We start from the raw sequence: 15,790 nt of genomic DNA, 5'->3' as shown, positions 1-15,790 counted from the left end.
AATTTCCCGGATGCAAAAAATTGCCGCCACTATACGGAAAGCTTAATCTTTCGTCGACTGGCGGCAGAGTAAAGAAACAGAAATTTTTTAATATTGCTGGCAACACCACTTCACGCTGAAGGTTTACTCTCAGGTTCGTCTTCCGGGTTACCGGTATGTTTACCCTCTTCCGTTCCTTGCCAGCCGTGACGCTGCACCAGCGACAGATGATTACGGTCTTCATTAATGATTTCCGTCAGCATCGCACTGGTGCGTTTAAAGACCGCCGCCCGCTCGGATGCCGTGCTGCCCGCCATTGCCACCATCTCTTCCACCATGTCGGTGTTGAAACGACGGAACAGGTCTGCACGCTCGCGGGCCTCATACGCCCCCAGTCCCAGGCTTTCCAGCGCCATTCGGCCAGATTTAAGTGCCCCTTCGAATGTTTCACGTTCCGGCGCTTCAACCCCTGCCTGGCGCAGCTGGATATAATGATCCACATCGCGTGCACGCGAGATGATCGTCAAATTCGGGAAATGTTCTTTAACCAGCTCGACCATCTCCATGCTGGCCTGCGGATCGTCAATGGCGTTAATCAGCACTTCGGCCTTTGCCGCACCTGCGGACTCCAGCAGATCGACACGGGTCGCATCGCCGTAGAAGACTTTCATGTCGAATTTACGCAGAGTATCCACGTGGTCAGGATCGTGGTCGAGGATCACCATTTTCACCCCACTGGAAAGCAACAAACGACCGGTTATCTGCCCGAAACGCCCGAATCCGGCGATGATAACGCGCGGTTGTTCTTCATCTATTTCATCGGCTTCGCGCTCTTGCTCACTGCCTGATTTTTCCAGACGCGTCAGCACGACCAGCAGAACCGGCGTCGCCGCCATCGACAGTGCCACCGCAAGGGTTAACGCTTTCGCCCACTCCGGGTCGAGCACATTTGCCATTTGCGCGGTGCCAAAGACCACAAAGGCGAATTCACTTCCCTGCCCCAGCAGCACCGCAAACCAGCGACGCTGTTTATTCGGCACCTTCAGCGGGCGGGCAATCAGCCACAGCATCCCCATTTTGATAACCAGGAAGCCCACCAGCAGAAGGATTATCCGCAGCGGGTGCGTGGCCAGCGTGCCAAAGTCGATAGACATCCCCACGCCGATGAAAAAGAGCCCCAGTAACAGTCCTTTAAATGGCTCGATATCGCTTTCCAGTGCATGACGGTATTCAGAGCTTGCCAGCAGTACACCCGCCAGGAATGCCCCCATCGCCATCGAGAGTCCGGCCTCTTCCAGCAGTAAACCGAAGCCAAATACCAGGAACAACGCCACGGCACTGAAGACTTCACGCAGGCCTGAACGGGCGACAAACCGCAGCAATGGACGCGTAACATAACGTCCTAACAAAATAACCAGCGCCAGCGCACCCACCACTTTTAACGCCGACAGCGCAAAGGCGCCGAGCGTCGTTGAAGAGCCGCTTGCCGCCAGTAGCGGGATCATCGCAACCAGCGGAATGGCGGCAATATCCTGGAACAGCAGCACCGAGAACGCACTGCGCCCCATCTGAGAGACGGTCAGGTTACGTTCGTTCATCGCCTGCATGGCAATGGCGGTAGAAGAAAGCGCCAGCGTCATGCCGATAAGCTCGGCTACTTTCCAGTCCATACCCAGCAAAATGCAGAAGCCGCCCAACAGCACACCGCAGGCCACCATTTGTAACGCACCGCCGCCAAAGACCGAGGCGCGAAGCTTCCATAGCCGCTGGGGATCAAGCTCAAGGCCAATCACAAAGAGCATCAGCACAACGCCAATCTCAGCGAAATGGAGAATCGCCTCGGCATCCGTGACCAGACGCAGGCCCCACGGCCCGATGACACACCCGGCAATCAGATAGCCGAGCACAGAACCCAGCCCCAGACGCACCGCAACCGGCACAATCAGTGCCGCCGCGCCAAGGTAAATCAGCGCCTGTATGAGCGTATGACTATCCATTGTGCGTCTCCTGCCACTCAATTAAGCGTTGTTTATAGTGACGCGCCTGCGCCTGTAACGTTTCATCGTCACACACAAAGGTGCAGTGCATCGCAAATGGAGGCACCCAGTTGAGCCCGCAATAGAGCGCGGTTGCTTGTAAAGGCTGGGCCAGCACGTCAAATCCCGGGAAGGAGCCGATATCAAAGTGGCTTTCACCGCCGCCGGTGGTCACGGCCCACATCAGGCTTTTACCCTTCAAGGCCTTGCCGTTGTGACCATAGGCCCAGCCGTGAGAAAAGACCTTGTCGATCCACAGTTTAAGTAGCGGAGGGGTGCTGTACCACTGCATCGGGTGCTGCCAGATAATCAGATCAGCACGAGAGAGCGCCGCCTGTTCGGCGGCGATGTCGATATTAAAGTCGGGGTAGAGTTGATAAAGAGAGCGGATTTCCACTCCGTCGAGCGTCCCTGCCTGTTCAAGCATCCGTTTATTCGCATGAGAGTGCTGCGGATAAGGATGCGCATAAATTATCAGAATCATTTATTTGCCTGTCTTTACGCATATTGCCTTTCAGCAAGAGTGTAGACAGTTAATCGAACCGGTTACAATGATAACTGTTATTTATGTATCCAGCGCTCAGGCACTGCGCGGCTCTTTGTTGACGGCTTCATCCGCCACCTGTGTGGCAAGGTCGCATTTTTTCGGCAGCAGGAAGGTCATGGTTCCGGCTATCAACAGCGATCCTGCCAGCGCGCACACGGCAACATTTTGACCATATAGATACATCATCACCCCAACCAGATACGGACCACAGAATCCCCCGAGATTCCCCAGGCCGTTGATGACCCCACGGGCGCTACCGGCCACTTCAGGTGCGGCAATCCGCCCCGGCATGGACCAGAACGGGCTGGTCGCCGCTTTCAGGAAGAACCCGCAGATAACCAGCGCGATATAGGCGGCTACCACATGCTCACGCAGCACTACAGACGCAATCAGCGCAGCAGCGAAACAGTACAGTGAGAAGCGTACCCACAGGCGGCGTTTTCCGCTGCGATCGCTGAAGAGTGAAATCACATAAATCCCGGCGAGCGTTGCCACGAACGGCAGAACCGCCAGGAACCCCACGCTCGCCATATTGCCGCCCGTCAGCCCTTTAAGGATGGTCGGTAGCCAGAGGGTATAACCGTAATCACCGGTCTGGTAGAAGAAGTTAAGAATAACCAGCTTCATCAGACCCGGGTTACGGAAGACATCCTTCACTGGAGCCTTGCTCACAGGTGCTTCGGCCAGTTTTGCCGCCCGCTCCGCCGCGAGGGTTTTCACCAGATACTCCCGTTCAGCCTGCGGCAACCAGCGCGCTTCTTCCGGGCGATCGCTAATCATAAACCACCACACTGCCAGTACTACCAGCGACAGCAGGCCTTCGATGATAAACAGCCAGCGCCAGTCGAGTGCGGCAATGATGGCACCCGAAACGGGGGCGGTCAGCATCCCGCCCAGTGGTGCAAACATCATCACAAACGCATTGGCGCGCCCGAGCTCTTTCTCAGGGAACCAGTTACTGACCATCGTCAGCACTACAGGCAGCATCCCACCTTCAGACACACCCAAAATAAAGCGCAGTACCAGCAGCTGATATTCATGGGTGACAAAACCCGTCGCGACCGACACTATCGCCCATGCCACCAGCGACCAGGCAATAAAGCGCTTACCGCTGCCATTTACGGCAATCCGTCCCCCCGGTATTTGCAGGAATAGATAACCAATAAAAAATATACCGCTGGCAACACCCGCCATCTGGCTGGTAATACCTAAATCAGCTTCCATTCCTCCGGGCAGGGCGAAACTAATATTAACCCGATCCATAAACGAAATAATGCAGGCAATTAATACCGGCGTAATAATACGCAACCAACGGGTGCTGGGAATGTTATCGTTCATATTTCGCACTCTCTATGCAGAGGTTATTGTTGTCATTACATGAGAACCAGGTACAGAGATAAAACGTGAAGTATTAATTAATCGCGTTAGGTAATTTTGTACCCGCAAAATAAGCCGCCACGTTGGCAAATACCACGTCACTCATTTTTTGGCGGGTTTCATGGGTGGCACTGGCGACGTGCGGTTGCAAAACTACATTCTCTAGTGCGATCAGTTCAGCCGGAACATGCGGCTCATCTTCAAAAACATCCAGAGCAGCCCCGGCGATAACACCGTTTTGTAACGCCTTAATCAGCGCCTGCTCATCCACCAGCGAGCCACGAGCGATGTTGATCAACCATGCGTGTGTCGGCATCACATTCAGTACCGAGGCATCGATGATCCCCCGGTTAGCCTCGCCACCGGATGCGGCAATCACCAGGAAGTCGCTCTGATGCGCCAGGGTATGCAGGTCCGCGCACCACTGATACCCAAGCCCCTCGACAGGTTTACGGTCGTGGTACAGCACCTGCATATCAAAACCCGCGGCACGGCGGGCAATGGCCTGGCCGATATTCCCCATCCCCAGCAGGCCAATACGCTTGCCACTCACCTGGGTTGCCAGCGGCAGACCACCGTTAAGCCAGCGCCCTTCCCGGACAAAACGATCGCCCTGACACAGCTGGCGTGCGCCACTGAGCAACAGCCCCATTGCCAGATCGGCGACATCATTGGTTAACACGCCAGACGTTATCGAGACGGCAATCTGGCGGGAGCGCACATAGTCCAGATCCACCGCATCGGTCCCCACGCCAAAGATAGCCACCAGCCCCACGTGCGGCAGCAGCTCCAGAACGCTGTTTTGCACCCCCACATCGCCCCGCGTAACCACGGCGGCAATGTTCTCCCCCTGTTCACGCAGAAACGCGATGGGATCATCTTGTTCATACAGGCGAAACAGCGGGAACTCAGCGGCAAGCTGGGCTTGCAGGGTATCAATAACGGGAGCCACCAGAAGGACGGCGCGAGAAAGAGTATTCATGGGATCACCTGTTTGAAGTTCATAACGACAGTGGTCACTATCAAACGGGTTTTTTGTAGGGTTTTTTGCGATCTTCGTCACGCTGAATCGTGTTAAAAAGCGCTGTTACAGGCTCCGTGATCGGTAAGACAAATTAGATGGTTTCGCCCATCGACAGGCGGTAGTGCAGATCGACCTTCTCAATAGTCGGTAGCCCTTTGATTTTCTTGATCAGGATTTCAGTGGCGACTTTGCCCATTTCAGCGCGCGGCGTCAGTACGCTTGCCAGACGCGGGGAGACAACCTGGCCAATCTCCAGCCCGTGAAAACCGGCGATCGCCAGCGTCTGCGGGACGCGAATACCCGATGCCAGGCACTCCTGTAACACGCCAACGGCGAGGTCGTCGTTGGTACACAGAATTCCGTCCATATCGGCGTACATCTGGCGCGCCAGCGTCATCATGCCCGTCCCGATAGAGACAGACGAAACCTTGTTGGGCGCAATACGCCCTACCGTCAGGCCTGCCGCTTCCATCGCCTGGCAATACCCTGCGTAACGCTGCTCATCACGGACGTCCGACATCGATCCAAAATAGACGATGTGCCGCTTTCCGCTTGCCAGCAGCATGTTGGTCATATCCAGGCCCGCTTTGAAATTGTCAAAACCCACGTTAATGCGCCCGGGGTTATCCGACAACCCCATCACTTCCGCAACAGGGATTTTCGCGGCGTTGAGGTACTTTTCTGCCCGCAGGGTATGCACTGACTCGGTCAATAACAGGCCTTTGACATTAAACGCCAGCACTGCCGCAATCTGCTCTTCTTCACGCTGGCGGTCGTAGTCGTAGTTCACCACCAGCGTTTGATAGCCGTGCGCCGCCGTAACCGACTCAATACCGGCTAACAGATCGGCAAATATTTGATTATGGAAAGAAGGTATGAGTACGCCAATGCGCGGCACCACGGTACTGCTCATGGCAGGATTATCCGGATCAGGCTCGTAACCAATTTCCGCAATTACGCTGGCAATACGCTCGGCGGTTTCGGGTTTCACTTTATCCGGCGTGCGTAAATAGCGGCTAACGGTCATCTTCGTTACGCCAGCCAGCTCAGCGATATCATTAAGCGTAATACGTTGTGCCTTCATCAGTTAACCCGTCAATAACCGCTACCACATCAGGCCATTATGCCTGCCAGCGCAGGAAAAGAGAATCACGTGAGGCCGCTATCACCCTCTCCTGGCGCGGGATTTACCGCCCCGCCTCACGTTTAACGTAACCCCTTTTCGTAACACGATTTGAAGTGATCCTCATCACAGTTTCATCTGCCGAAAATCCGTGAGATAGAACCCACAACGTTTTCCGTTTTCAGCCGTTAATCAGGATATCAAGATGAAAGATCTTTTCAGCTTACAAGGTAAACGCATTTTAATTACAGGCGCAGGTCAGGGAATTGGCTTTGTGATGGCTCAGGGTCTGGCGCAATATGGCGCGGAAATTATCATTAATGATATTTCTGAAACCCGGGCTAACGATGCGGTCATGAAATTACGCGATGAAGGCGCGACGGCATATCCTGCCGTATTTAATGTCACGGATGCGGACTGCGTAGAAAATGCTATTAGCCAGATTGAAAAAGAAATAGGCGCCATCGACGTATTATTTAATAACGCCGGTATTCAACGCCGCCATCCTTTTACTGAATTCCCGGTTCAGGAATGGAATGACGTTATTTCCGTGAATCAGACGGCGGTATTTTTAGTGTCGCAGGCCGTTGCTAAACGGATGATCGCCCGCCAGCAGGGTAAAATCGTCAACATCTGCTCCATGCAAAGTGAGCTGGGCCGTGACACCATCACCCCTTATGCCGCCGCGAAAGGGGCGGTCAAAATGCTGACGCGCGGTATGTGCGTTGAGCTGGCGCGCCATAACATTCAGGTTAACGGTATCGCGCCGGGCTACTTCAAAACGGCGATGACGCAGACGCTGGTCGATGATAAAGCGTTTACTGACTGGCTGTGCAAACGCACTCCGGCGGCGCGCTGGGGCAATCCGCAGGAGCTGGTTGGCGCAGCGGTTTTTCTCTCTTCCAGCGCGTCTAACTTCGTCAACGGCCATCTGTTGTTCGTGGATGGCGGCATGTTGGTGGCAGTGTGAATCCGGAGGCACTATGACAGGGCAATGCATCATCCTGATGGGCGTATCTGGCACCGGGAAAACAACGGTAGGACACGCTATCGCGCAGCAGATGGGGGCTAAATTCATCGATGGTGATGACCTTCACCCACGGCAGAATATTGTCAAAATGGCGGCCAGTCAGCCGCTTGATGATAACGATCGTCAGCCGTGGCTGGAGCGTATCGCCGACGTCATTTTTAGCCTTGAGCAGAAGAATGAATCCGGCGTGCTGGTCTGTTCCGCGCTAAAAAAGCGCTATCGCGACCAGCTGCGTAAAGGAAGCAACAAAGTTCGCTTCCTCTGGCTAACGGGCGATTACGACTGCATTCTGGCCCGCATGCAGCAACGTAAAGGCCATTTTATGCCAGAAGCATTACTGCGCAGCCAGTTTGCCGCGCTGGAAGCCCCGGACAGCAGCGAAACCGATATTGTCGCCATTGATATCGCCCCGACGGTGGCGCAGATCGTGGCGAACGCCTTAACGTTACTCGACCAAGCGCACTCCAGGGAGATGCTGGCATGATTATCGATACCTTAGCCACAGCGGCTAAAAATGCACTCTATCCGCCGGTTATCCGTACCGCGTTACAGGCGGTTATCGCTCAGGATCCGCTCAGCCTGCCTGCGGGTAAATATACCGTTGATGGCGATAATATCTTTTTTACCGTCGTCGAAGGCGAAACGCGCCCGCTGGCCGAACAACGCCCGGAGTACCATCATCAGTACATTGATATTCATATCGTCCTGACGGGGGAAGAGATTATTGGCGCAGGTAATAAGGGACTGACCATTACACCCGATGGTCCGTTTAATGCGGCTCACGACCTTGGTTTTTGCGAACACATCAGCAGTGAATCGCTGATCCATCTCCATCCTTTTGAGCTGGCTATCCTGTTCCCTGGGGAATTACACCGTCCGATGAGTGCCCTTGATGCTGGCGCACCGCTGCACAAGATTGTTGTCAAAATCAATAACGACCTGCTCTAAAGCACAACGCTGGCCCTCACGGGCCAGCGCCATCAATCAGTTATCCAGTTCATCCATCGACTTCACCTGGTCACGATTAATCTGCTCCGTTTTACCGGTTTCAGCATTTTTGTAAGACACCATACCGGTATCTTCATCGACCTGCGGTTTCCCGTCAGTGACGATGGTTTTGCCATCGGTGGTTTTTAATGCCTGATTAGAGGAACAGCCCGCGACGGTGAACAGCGCTGCAGCAGCAAAGACAGAAGTGATAAGTAATTTATTTTGCATGGTGTTTTCCCCTGCATTCAGTTGGATTTCGTTATCGACCTAACCATTTTAGGCTAACTGACTGAAAGAGGATGGAAAACCAGAAGGTTCTGAAGGTGGGGATAATGCCCGGCCGCGGAATGCCGCCGGGCATTTTTACTTACTTGTTAATCTGCGCGTGCATTTCCTGCACCGAAATCACCTTCTCGGTCGCATCCGCGTTCAGCGCCATAGCTGTTGCGAAACCGCCGTTCAGGGTGGTGTCGTAGTGCACCTTGTATTGCAGCGCGCTGCGGCGAATCAGCTTAGAGTCTTCAATCGCCTGGCGGCCCGCCGTGGTGTTGATGATGTAGGTGTATTCGCCATTCTTGATACGGTCCTGAATGTGCGGACGACCTTCATGCACCTTGTTCACCAGACGTGGATTGATACCCGCTTCACCAAGCACAATCGCCGTGCCGTGGGTTGCATCCAGCTCGAAGCCCTGTTTCAGCAGCTTGGCGGCCAGGTCAACCACGCGCTCTTTATCACCTTCGCGCACAGAGAGCAGCGCACGGCCTGATTTTCTCATCGTAGAGCTACTGCCCAGCTGCGCTTTCGCGAACGCTTCTGCGAAGGTGCGGCCCACGCCCATCACTTCCCCGGTAGAGCGCATTTCTGGCCCTAACAGTGGGTCAACGCCCGGGAATTTGTTGAACGGCAGTACCACTTCTTTCACCGAGTAGTACGGTGGGATGATTTCTTTCGTCACGCCCTGCTGAGCCAGCGTCTGGCCTGCCATCACGCGCGCCGCCACTTTCGCCAGCGGAACGCCGGTCGCTTTGGAGACGAACGGTACGGTACGTGCCGCACGCGGGTTCACTTCAATCAGGTACACTTCGTTGTTTTTTACAGCGAACTGGACGTTCATCAGACCACGAACCTGCAACTCGAAGGCCAGTTTCTGCACCTGCTGGCGCATCACGTCCTGAATTTCCTGGCTCAGCGTATACGCTGGCAGAGAACATGCAGAGTCACCGGAGTGCACGCCCGCCTGTTCGATGTGCTCCATGATGCCGCCAATCAGCACCATTTCGCCGTCGCAGATGGCGTCCACGTCCACTTCTACAGCATCGTCCAGGAAGCGGTCGAGCAGCACTGGCGCATCGTTAGAGACGCTTACCGCAGTCTGGAAGTAGCGACGCAGGTCGGCTTCGTCGTAGACGATTTCCATTGCGCGGCCACCGAGCACGTAGGAAGGACGCACCACCAGCGGATAACCGATATCTTTTGCCTTCTCAACGGCCATCTCAATCGCGGTGACGGTGGCGTTTGCCGGTTGTTTCAGCTTCAGACGGTCAACCGCCTGCTGGAAACGCTCACGGTCTTCGGCACGGTCAATCGCATCCGGGCTTGTACCGATAACCGGTACACCGGCTGCTTCCAGCGCACGCGCCAGTTTCAGCGGGGTCTGGCCGCCGTACTGCACGATGACGCCTTTCGGCTTCTCGATACGTACGATTTCCAGCACGTCTTCTAGCGTTACCGGCTCAAAGTACAGACGGTCAGAAGTGTCGTAGTCAGTCGATACGGTTTCTGGGTTACAGTTAACCATGATGGTTTCGTAACCGTCTTCACGCAGCGCCAGAGAGGCGTGTACGCAGCAGTAATCGAATTCGATGCCCTGGCCGATACGGTTTGGCCCGCCGCCCAGTACCATAATCTTGTCGCGGTCGACAGACGGGTTCGCTTCGCACTCATCTTCATACGTGGAGTACATGTACGCGGTGTCGGTCGCAAACTCTGCCGCACAGGTATCTACACGTTTGTAAACCGGGTGCAGGTTGTACTGGTCACGCAGCTTGCGGATTTCCGCTTCGCGTACGCCCGCCAGTTTTGCCAGACGCGCATCGGCAAAGCCTTTACGCTTCAGCACGCGCAGGAAATCAGCGTCAAGGCCAGTGATGCCCAGCTCCGCCACTTGCTCTTCCAGACGAACCAGCTCTTCAATCTGCACCAGGAACCAGCGGTCGATGTTGGTCAGGTTGAACACGCCATCTACGGACAGACCAGCACGGAAGGCATCGGCGATGTACCAGATACGCTCTGCGCCTGCATCTTTCAGCTCGCGGCGAATTTTGGTCAGCGCTTCTGGGTCATCCAGGCTCACTTTCGGGTCAAAACCGGTCGCGCCCACTTCCAGGCCACGCAGCGCTTTCTGCATGGATTCCTGCTGGGTGCGGCCAATTGCCATCACTTCGCCCACGGATTTCATCTGGGTTGTCAGACGGTCGTTTGCGCCAGCAAATTTCTCGAAGTTGAAGCGAGGGATTTTCGTCACAACGTAGTCGATAGACGGTTCGAAGGACGCAGGGGTGCGGCCGCCGGTGATGTCGTTCATCAGCTCGTCGAGGGTGTAACCCACCGCCAGTTTCGCGGCGATTTTGGCAATCGGGAAGCCGGTTGCTTTTGAAGCCAGCGCTGAGGAACGGGATACACGCGGGTTCATTTCGATAACAATCAGGCGGCCGGTTTTCGGGTTCACCGAGAACTGAACGTTAGAACCACCGGTTTCAACGCCGATTTCACGCAGTACCGCCATCGAGGCGTTACGCATGATTTGGTACTCTTTGTCGGTCAGCGTCTGGGCTGGCGCTACGGTGATAGAGTCACCGGTGTGAATACCCATCGCATCGAAGTTTTCGATGGAGCAGACGATGATGCAGTTGTCGTTTTTATCACGCACCACTTCCATCTCGTACTCTTTCCAGCCAATCAGCGATTCATCAATCAGCAGCTCTTTGGTTGGGGAGAGGTCCAGACCACGTTCGCAAATCTCTTCGAACTCTTCACGGTTGTAAGCGATACCGCCGCCGGTGCCGCCCATGGTGAAGGAAGGACGGATGATGCACGGATAACCTACGTCGGCCGCAACAGCCAGCGCTTCTTCCATATTGTGCGCAATACCGGAACGCGCGGTGTCGAGGCCGATTTTTTTCATCGCCACGTCGAAGCGACGACGGTCTTCTGCTTTATCAATCGCATCGGCGGTGGCACCAATCATGGTCACACCAAACTCTGCCAGCACGCCCTGACGCTCAAGCTCCAGCGCACAGTTCAGTGCAGTCTGGCCGCCCATCGTTGGCAGCACCGCATCCGGGCGCTCTTTTTCGATGATTTTGCGAACCACTTCCCAGTGAATCGGCTCTATGTAAGTTGCATCAGCCATTTCCGGGTCGGTCATGATGGTTGCCGGGTTAGAGTTCACCAGAATGACGCGGTAGCCCTCTTCACGCAGCGCTTTACACGCCTGCGCACCGGAGTAGTCAAATTCACAGGCCTGGCCGATAACGATCGGGCCAGCGCCAAGGATCAGGATGCTTTTTATGTCTGTACGTTTTGGCATTGTCTTCTCGGCTCCTGATTATTTAGCGGTCTTACGGTAAAGCTCAATAAGTTCGATGAAGTGATCGAACAGCGGCGCAGCATCGTGCGGGCCAGGGCTGGCTTCCGGGTGACCCTGGAAGCTAAACGCAGGCTTATCGGTACGGTGGATACCTTGCAGGGTGCCATCGAACAGCGATTTGTGCGTTACGCGAAGGCTGGCAGGCATGGAAGCCTCATCCACCGCGAAGCCATGGTTCTGCGCCGTAATCATTACGGTATTGTTGTCGATATCTTTCACCGGGTGGTTACCACCGTGGTGACCGAACTTCATCTTAACGGTGTTCGCACCGCTCGCCAGCGCCAGCAGCTGATGGCCGAGGCAGATGCCGAAGACCGGGATATCGGTTTCCAGGAAGGATTTAATCGCGTCGATAGCGTAATCGCACGGCGCCGGATCACCAGGGCCGTTTGAGAGGAAAATGCCGTCCGGGTTCATCTTCAGCACGTCTTCAGCCGAGGTTTTCGCCGGAACCACGGTCAGGCGGCAGCCACGGTCAACCAACATGCGCAGGATATTGCGCTTGGCACCGAAATCATAAGCAACAACGTGGAACGGCAGCTCGCTTTCTGGTTTCGCTTCCGGCAATTCGCCTTCCAGCGTCCAGCTACCCTGTGTCCAGCTGTAGGCTTCTGCGGTGGTCACTTCTTTCGCCAGATCCATGCCGTTCAGACCCGGGAAGGCTTTCGCTTTTTCAAGCGCCAGTGCCGCATCCAGGTTATCACCTGCGATGATGCAGCCGTTCTGTGCACCCTTCTCGCGCAGCAGACGCGTTAACTTACGGGTATCGATATCGGCAATCGCCACGATGTTATGGCGTTTCAGGTAAGAAGAGAGATCCTCAGTATTGCGGTAGTTGCTGGCAATCAGCGGCAGGTCACGAATGACCAGGCCTTGCGCATGTACCTGAGAGGATTCTTCGTCAGCAGCATTGGTGCCGACATTGCCGATATGAGGATAAGTAAGAGTAACGATTTGGCGAGAATAGGAAGGATCAGTGAGGATTTCTTGATAACCGGTCATTGAAGTATTGAAAACGACTTCCCCAACCGCCGAACCCGTTGCCCCTATGGCCCGACCGATAAACTGGGTTCCGTCTTCCAGAACCAATAGCGCTGACTTAATCAAAACACCCTCCAGAGAATATTCACTCACTTTATTTGCATATTAATTCATAACCACGTCATGAAGCAATGCAAATGTGTTGCCAGCGGATTTTTGGCAAACGGCGGCATTCTGGGTATTCAGAGGGTAAAAGTCAACTTAAAACGGATATTTTGTTTATTCTTTTGCAGGCCTGGTGGCGGGAATGTGCTTTAAGCGACAAAAAGATCAAGTAAATCACATCGGAAAACGCTTGCGTGGCAAGTTTAATGGAAATCTGCGTCCTGGCACAATAAAAAGTAGACCAGATGGTCAAAACTTACATTACCGCAACACAAAATCAGATGAAGATTGCAATATTTCAGCACTTTGATAGTAAAAAAATGAAAGACAGATAAAATAAAAGGGCAATAAATTATTGCCCTATGCAATCAATGCCTTACGACTGCAATAACCACATCACGATGGGTAATAAATCTTACAAATTGTTTAGATCGAGCACATCTCTCATATCAAAAAGACCATTATCCTTGCCTTTTAACCACAAAGCAGAACGCACGGCACCATTTGCAAAGGTCATACGGCTGGAGGCTTTATGCGTAATCTCCACACGTTCGCCAATATCGGCGAACATCGCTGTATGTTCGCCGACGATGTCGCCTGCACGGACGGTTGCAAAACCAATCGTGCCCGGAACACGTTCGCCGGTGTGTCCTTCGCGGGTATACACCGCGCAGTCTTTCAAATCTTTATCCAGTGCATGAGCAATCGCTTCGCCCATCGCCAGCGCCGTGCCCGATGGCGCATCGACTTTATGGCGGTGGTGAGCTTCGACAATCTCAATGTCGGTGTAGTCACCCATCACTTTCGCGGCCTTCTCCAGCAGCTTCAGCATGACGTTTACGCCCACGCTGAAGTTAGCGGCGAAGACAATCGCAATCTCGTTTGACGCATCCTGGATGGCCTGTTTACCGGCATCATCAAAACCGGTGGTACCAATCACCATGCCTTTACCGTGCTGGCGGCAAAACGCCAGGTGGTTCAGCGTCCCTTCCGGGCGCGTGAAATCGATGAACACATCAAAGTCATCTTTTACGGCATCCAGGCTGCTCTGTACGCTAACGCCCGTCTTGCCTGCGCCTGCCAGCTCACCGGCATCGGTTCCCAGAAGCGATGAACCTTCACGCTCCAGCGCCGCGCCAAGTGCCACGCCATCCATCTGTAGTGCCGCCTGAATCAGCTGGCGACCCATACGTCCACCCGCGCCCGCAATAGCGACACGGATCTGTGCATCATGCATAGTTATTCTCTTACGTTAAAATGATGTAAACCGTTTTCAGATTAACCAGCCTGAGTGAAGGCTGCCAACTGAAAACACCGATAATTAGAATTTAACGTGAAACCGACTTAAATATCAGTAAAAGACATGATTAAGTCATCACGATAAAAGATTGGCAAAAAAAAAGGCCAGCACAGGAGGTGCTGGCCTTTTATCTGAAAAGGGATTATTCCACTTCGCGTGCATCGATACGCAGTTCTTTCGGGACTTCGAAAACGATGTTCTCTTCGCGTCCTTCCAGCGGTATCGCTTCGCCACCACCCAGCTCCTGCAAGCGGGCAATCACGTTCTGAACCAGAATATCCGGTGCAGATGCCCCGGCAGTGACGCCGACGCAGGCGGCGCTTTTAACCCACGCTTCCTGAATGTCCGTTGCATCATCAATCAGGAATGCCGCTTTCCCCATACGCTGCGCAAGCTCAGCCAGACGGTTGGAGTTAGAAGAGTTCTTCGAGCCAACAACCAGCACTACATCAGCCTGTTCAGCCAGGGCGCGTACGGCTTCCTGACGGTTAGTGGTGGCGTAGCAGATATCATCTTTACGCGGCCCAACGATTTTCGGGAAACGCTGACGAAGCGCATCAATCACATCAGAGGTGTCATCCACAGAGAGCGTAGTCTGAGTCATAAACGACAGACGGGCTTCGTTTTTCACGTCCAGGGTAAACACATCTTCCGGTGATTCGACCAGGTACATGCCCCCTTCCGGGTTGCTGTACTGCCCCATGGTGCCTTCGACTTCCGGATGGCCCGCATGGCCAATCAGGATCGACTCTTCACCGCGACGGCTGGCGCGTGCCACTTCCATATGCACTTTCGTCACTAACGGACAAGTGGCATCGAAGACGGTTAAATCACGGCTTTTCGCTTCGTTACGTACCGCCTGAGACACCCCATGCGCAGAGAAAATCAGGATCGCGCCGTCCGGCACCTCACTGATCTGCTCAATAAAGATAGCGCCACGCTCGCGCAGGCTATCCACCACGTAACGGTTGTGCACCACTTCATGACGCACATAAATTGGCGCGCCGTAGATTTCCAGCGCGTTTTCAACAATGCTGATAGCGCGGTCTACACCGGCGCAAAAGCCGCGCGGGTTAGCCAACAGGATCTGCATTTCAGGCCTCCAGTGCCGGATCAATCTCCAGCACTTCAATATCAAAATGGACGGTACGCCCGGCAAGCGGATGGTTGAAATCTACGGTGATGGAGTCGCCGTTAATTTCGCGGATCACGCCAGGCATTTCGCTGCCATCCATAGCGGTAAAGAGCATAATCGCCCCGATCTCAGGCTCACCCGCATCCATGAACTCACGACGCGAGAAATACTGAATCAGGTCCGGGCTTGGCACACCAAACGCCGCATCCGGCTCCAGCGCAAACGCCTTTTTCTCGCCCTCTTTCAGACCCAGAAGCTGTTGTTCAAGACCTTCGGAGAGTGTGGTATCACCCAGACGGAACAGGGCGGGTTTACCATTGTTGCGGGTGGATTCAGCCGTGGAGCCATCATCCAGTTTCAGCGTGAAGTGAACGAGGACTGCGCTGTTGCTCTGTACGGATTTAGACATGCAAATTGCTCGCTTGTTTTTGGTGCCTGTTGCCCGGTGGCG

14 protein-coding genes are annotated in these 15,790 nt (G+C 54.3%); 3 read left to right on the top strand and 11 right to left on the bottom strand.

The genetic code is table 11. The features are described 5' to 3' along the window. Positions 1-110 precede the first annotated feature (110 nt). The 5 genes from kefC to ACT9TW_RS08715 all read right to left on the bottom strand — a co-directional run bounded on the left by kefC (position 111) and on the right by ACT9TW_RS08715 (position 6,047). Complete coding sequence (gene kefC, locus ACT9TW_RS08735; protein ID WP_446492150.1) at positions 111-1,976, bottom strand: glutathione-regulated potassium-efflux system protein KefC; 1,866 nt, start codon at positions 1,974-1,976, stop codon at positions 111-113. Continuing rightward, positions 1,969-2,499, bottom strand: coding sequence for a glutathione-regulated potassium-efflux system oxidoreductase KefF (kefF, locus tag ACT9TW_RS08730; RefSeq protein ID WP_014068860.1), 531 nt, complete (start codon positions 2,497-2,499; stop codon positions 1,969-1,971). Before kefF ends, kefC begins: the two co-directional genes overlap by 8 nt. A 96-nt stretch (positions 2,500-2,595) precedes the next feature. Beyond that, positions 2,596-3,900 (bottom strand): MFS transporter, encoded by a 1,305-nt coding sequence (locus tag ACT9TW_RS08725; RefSeq protein ID WP_446492149.1) that lies wholly within the window; start codon positions 3,898-3,900, stop codon positions 2,596-2,598. Positions 3,901-3,973: 73 nt separating this feature from the next. After that, positions 3,974-4,921, bottom strand: a complete 948-nt coding sequence (locus ACT9TW_RS08720; protein WP_446492148.1) for a 2-hydroxyacid dehydrogenase — start codon at positions 4,919-4,921, stop codon at positions 3,974-3,976. A 133-nt stretch (positions 4,922-5,054) separates the two neighbouring features. Then, complete coding sequence (locus tag ACT9TW_RS08715) at positions 5,055-6,047, bottom strand: LacI family DNA-binding transcriptional regulator (RefSeq protein WP_436354274.1); 993 nt, start codon at positions 6,045-6,047, stop codon at positions 5,055-5,057. Positions 6,048-6,291: 244 nt separating this feature from the next. Here ACT9TW_RS08715 and idnO point away from each other — a divergent pair, with 244 nt between their 5' ends. Genes idnO through ACT9TW_RS08700 form a run of 3 tightly spaced genes read left to right on the top strand, consistent with a single transcriptional unit; the run spans position 6,292 to position 8,064 of the window. Beyond that, positions 6,292-7,056 carry a gluconate 5-dehydrogenase gene (gene idnO / locus ACT9TW_RS08710; RefSeq protein WP_446492147.1) on the top strand — a complete coding sequence of 255 codons (765 nt, stop codon included), beginning with the start codon at positions 6,292-6,294 and terminating at the stop codon, positions 7,054-7,056. A gap of 13 nt (positions 7,057-7,069) precedes the next feature. Beyond that, the gene (locus tag ACT9TW_RS08705; protein WP_446492146.1) at positions 7,070-7,600 is read left to right on the top strand and encodes a gluconokinase; all 531 of its coding nucleotides are present in this window, start codon (positions 7,070-7,072) and stop codon (positions 7,598-7,600) included. Beyond that, positions 7,597-8,064, top strand: a complete 468-nt coding sequence (locus ACT9TW_RS08700; RefSeq protein ID WP_446492145.1) for a YhcH/YjgK/YiaL family protein — start codon at positions 7,597-7,599, stop codon at positions 8,062-8,064. Before ACT9TW_RS08705 ends, ACT9TW_RS08700 begins: the two co-directional genes overlap by 4 nt. A gap of 36 nt (positions 8,065-8,100) precedes the next feature. Here ACT9TW_RS08700 and ACT9TW_RS08695 read toward each other — a convergent pair whose 3' ends face one another. The 6 genes from ACT9TW_RS08695 to fkpB all read right to left on the bottom strand — a co-directional run bounded on the left by ACT9TW_RS08695 (position 8,101) and on the right by fkpB (position 15,748). Next, positions 8,101-8,334, bottom strand: a complete 234-nt coding sequence (locus ACT9TW_RS08695) for a YgdI/YgdR family lipoprotein (RefSeq protein WP_182059537.1) — start codon at positions 8,332-8,334, stop codon at positions 8,101-8,103. 139 nt (positions 8,335-8,473) lie between these two features. Next, positions 8,474-11,698, bottom strand: a complete 3,225-nt coding sequence (carB, locus tag ACT9TW_RS08690) for a carbamoyl-phosphate synthase large subunit (RefSeq protein WP_182059536.1) — start codon at positions 11,696-11,698, stop codon at positions 8,474-8,476. A gap of 18 nt (positions 11,699-11,716) precedes the next feature. Then, positions 11,717-12,865 (bottom strand): glutamine-hydrolyzing carbamoyl-phosphate synthase small subunit, encoded by a 1,149-nt coding sequence (carA, locus tag ACT9TW_RS08685; RefSeq protein ID WP_446492144.1) that lies wholly within the window; start codon positions 12,863-12,865, stop codon positions 11,717-11,719. Positions 12,866-13,319: 454 nt separating this feature from the next. Continuing rightward, positions 13,320-14,141: a 4-hydroxy-tetrahydrodipicolinate reductase gene (dapB, locus tag ACT9TW_RS08680; RefSeq protein ID WP_446492143.1), complete on the bottom strand. Its 822-nt coding sequence runs from the start codon at positions 14,139-14,141 to the stop codon at positions 13,320-13,322. Positions 14,142-14,346: 205 nt separating this feature from the next. Then, positions 14,347-15,297 (bottom strand): 4-hydroxy-3-methylbut-2-enyl diphosphate reductase, encoded by a 951-nt coding sequence (gene ispH, locus ACT9TW_RS08675; RefSeq protein ID WP_182059534.1) that lies wholly within the window; start codon positions 15,295-15,297, stop codon positions 14,347-14,349. A gap of 1 nt (position 15,298) precedes the next feature. Further along, positions 15,299-15,748, bottom strand: coding sequence for an FKBP-type peptidyl-prolyl cis-trans isomerase (gene fkpB / locus ACT9TW_RS08670; RefSeq protein ID WP_014068848.1), 450 nt, complete (start codon positions 15,746-15,748; stop codon positions 15,299-15,301). Between the last annotated feature and the right edge of the window lie 42 nt (positions 15,749-15,790).

Source organism: Enterobacter sp. C4G1 (assembly GCF_052886895.1).
Note: the sequence above shows the minus strand (reverse complement) of the source record. Positions and strands in the feature narration are given on the sequence as shown.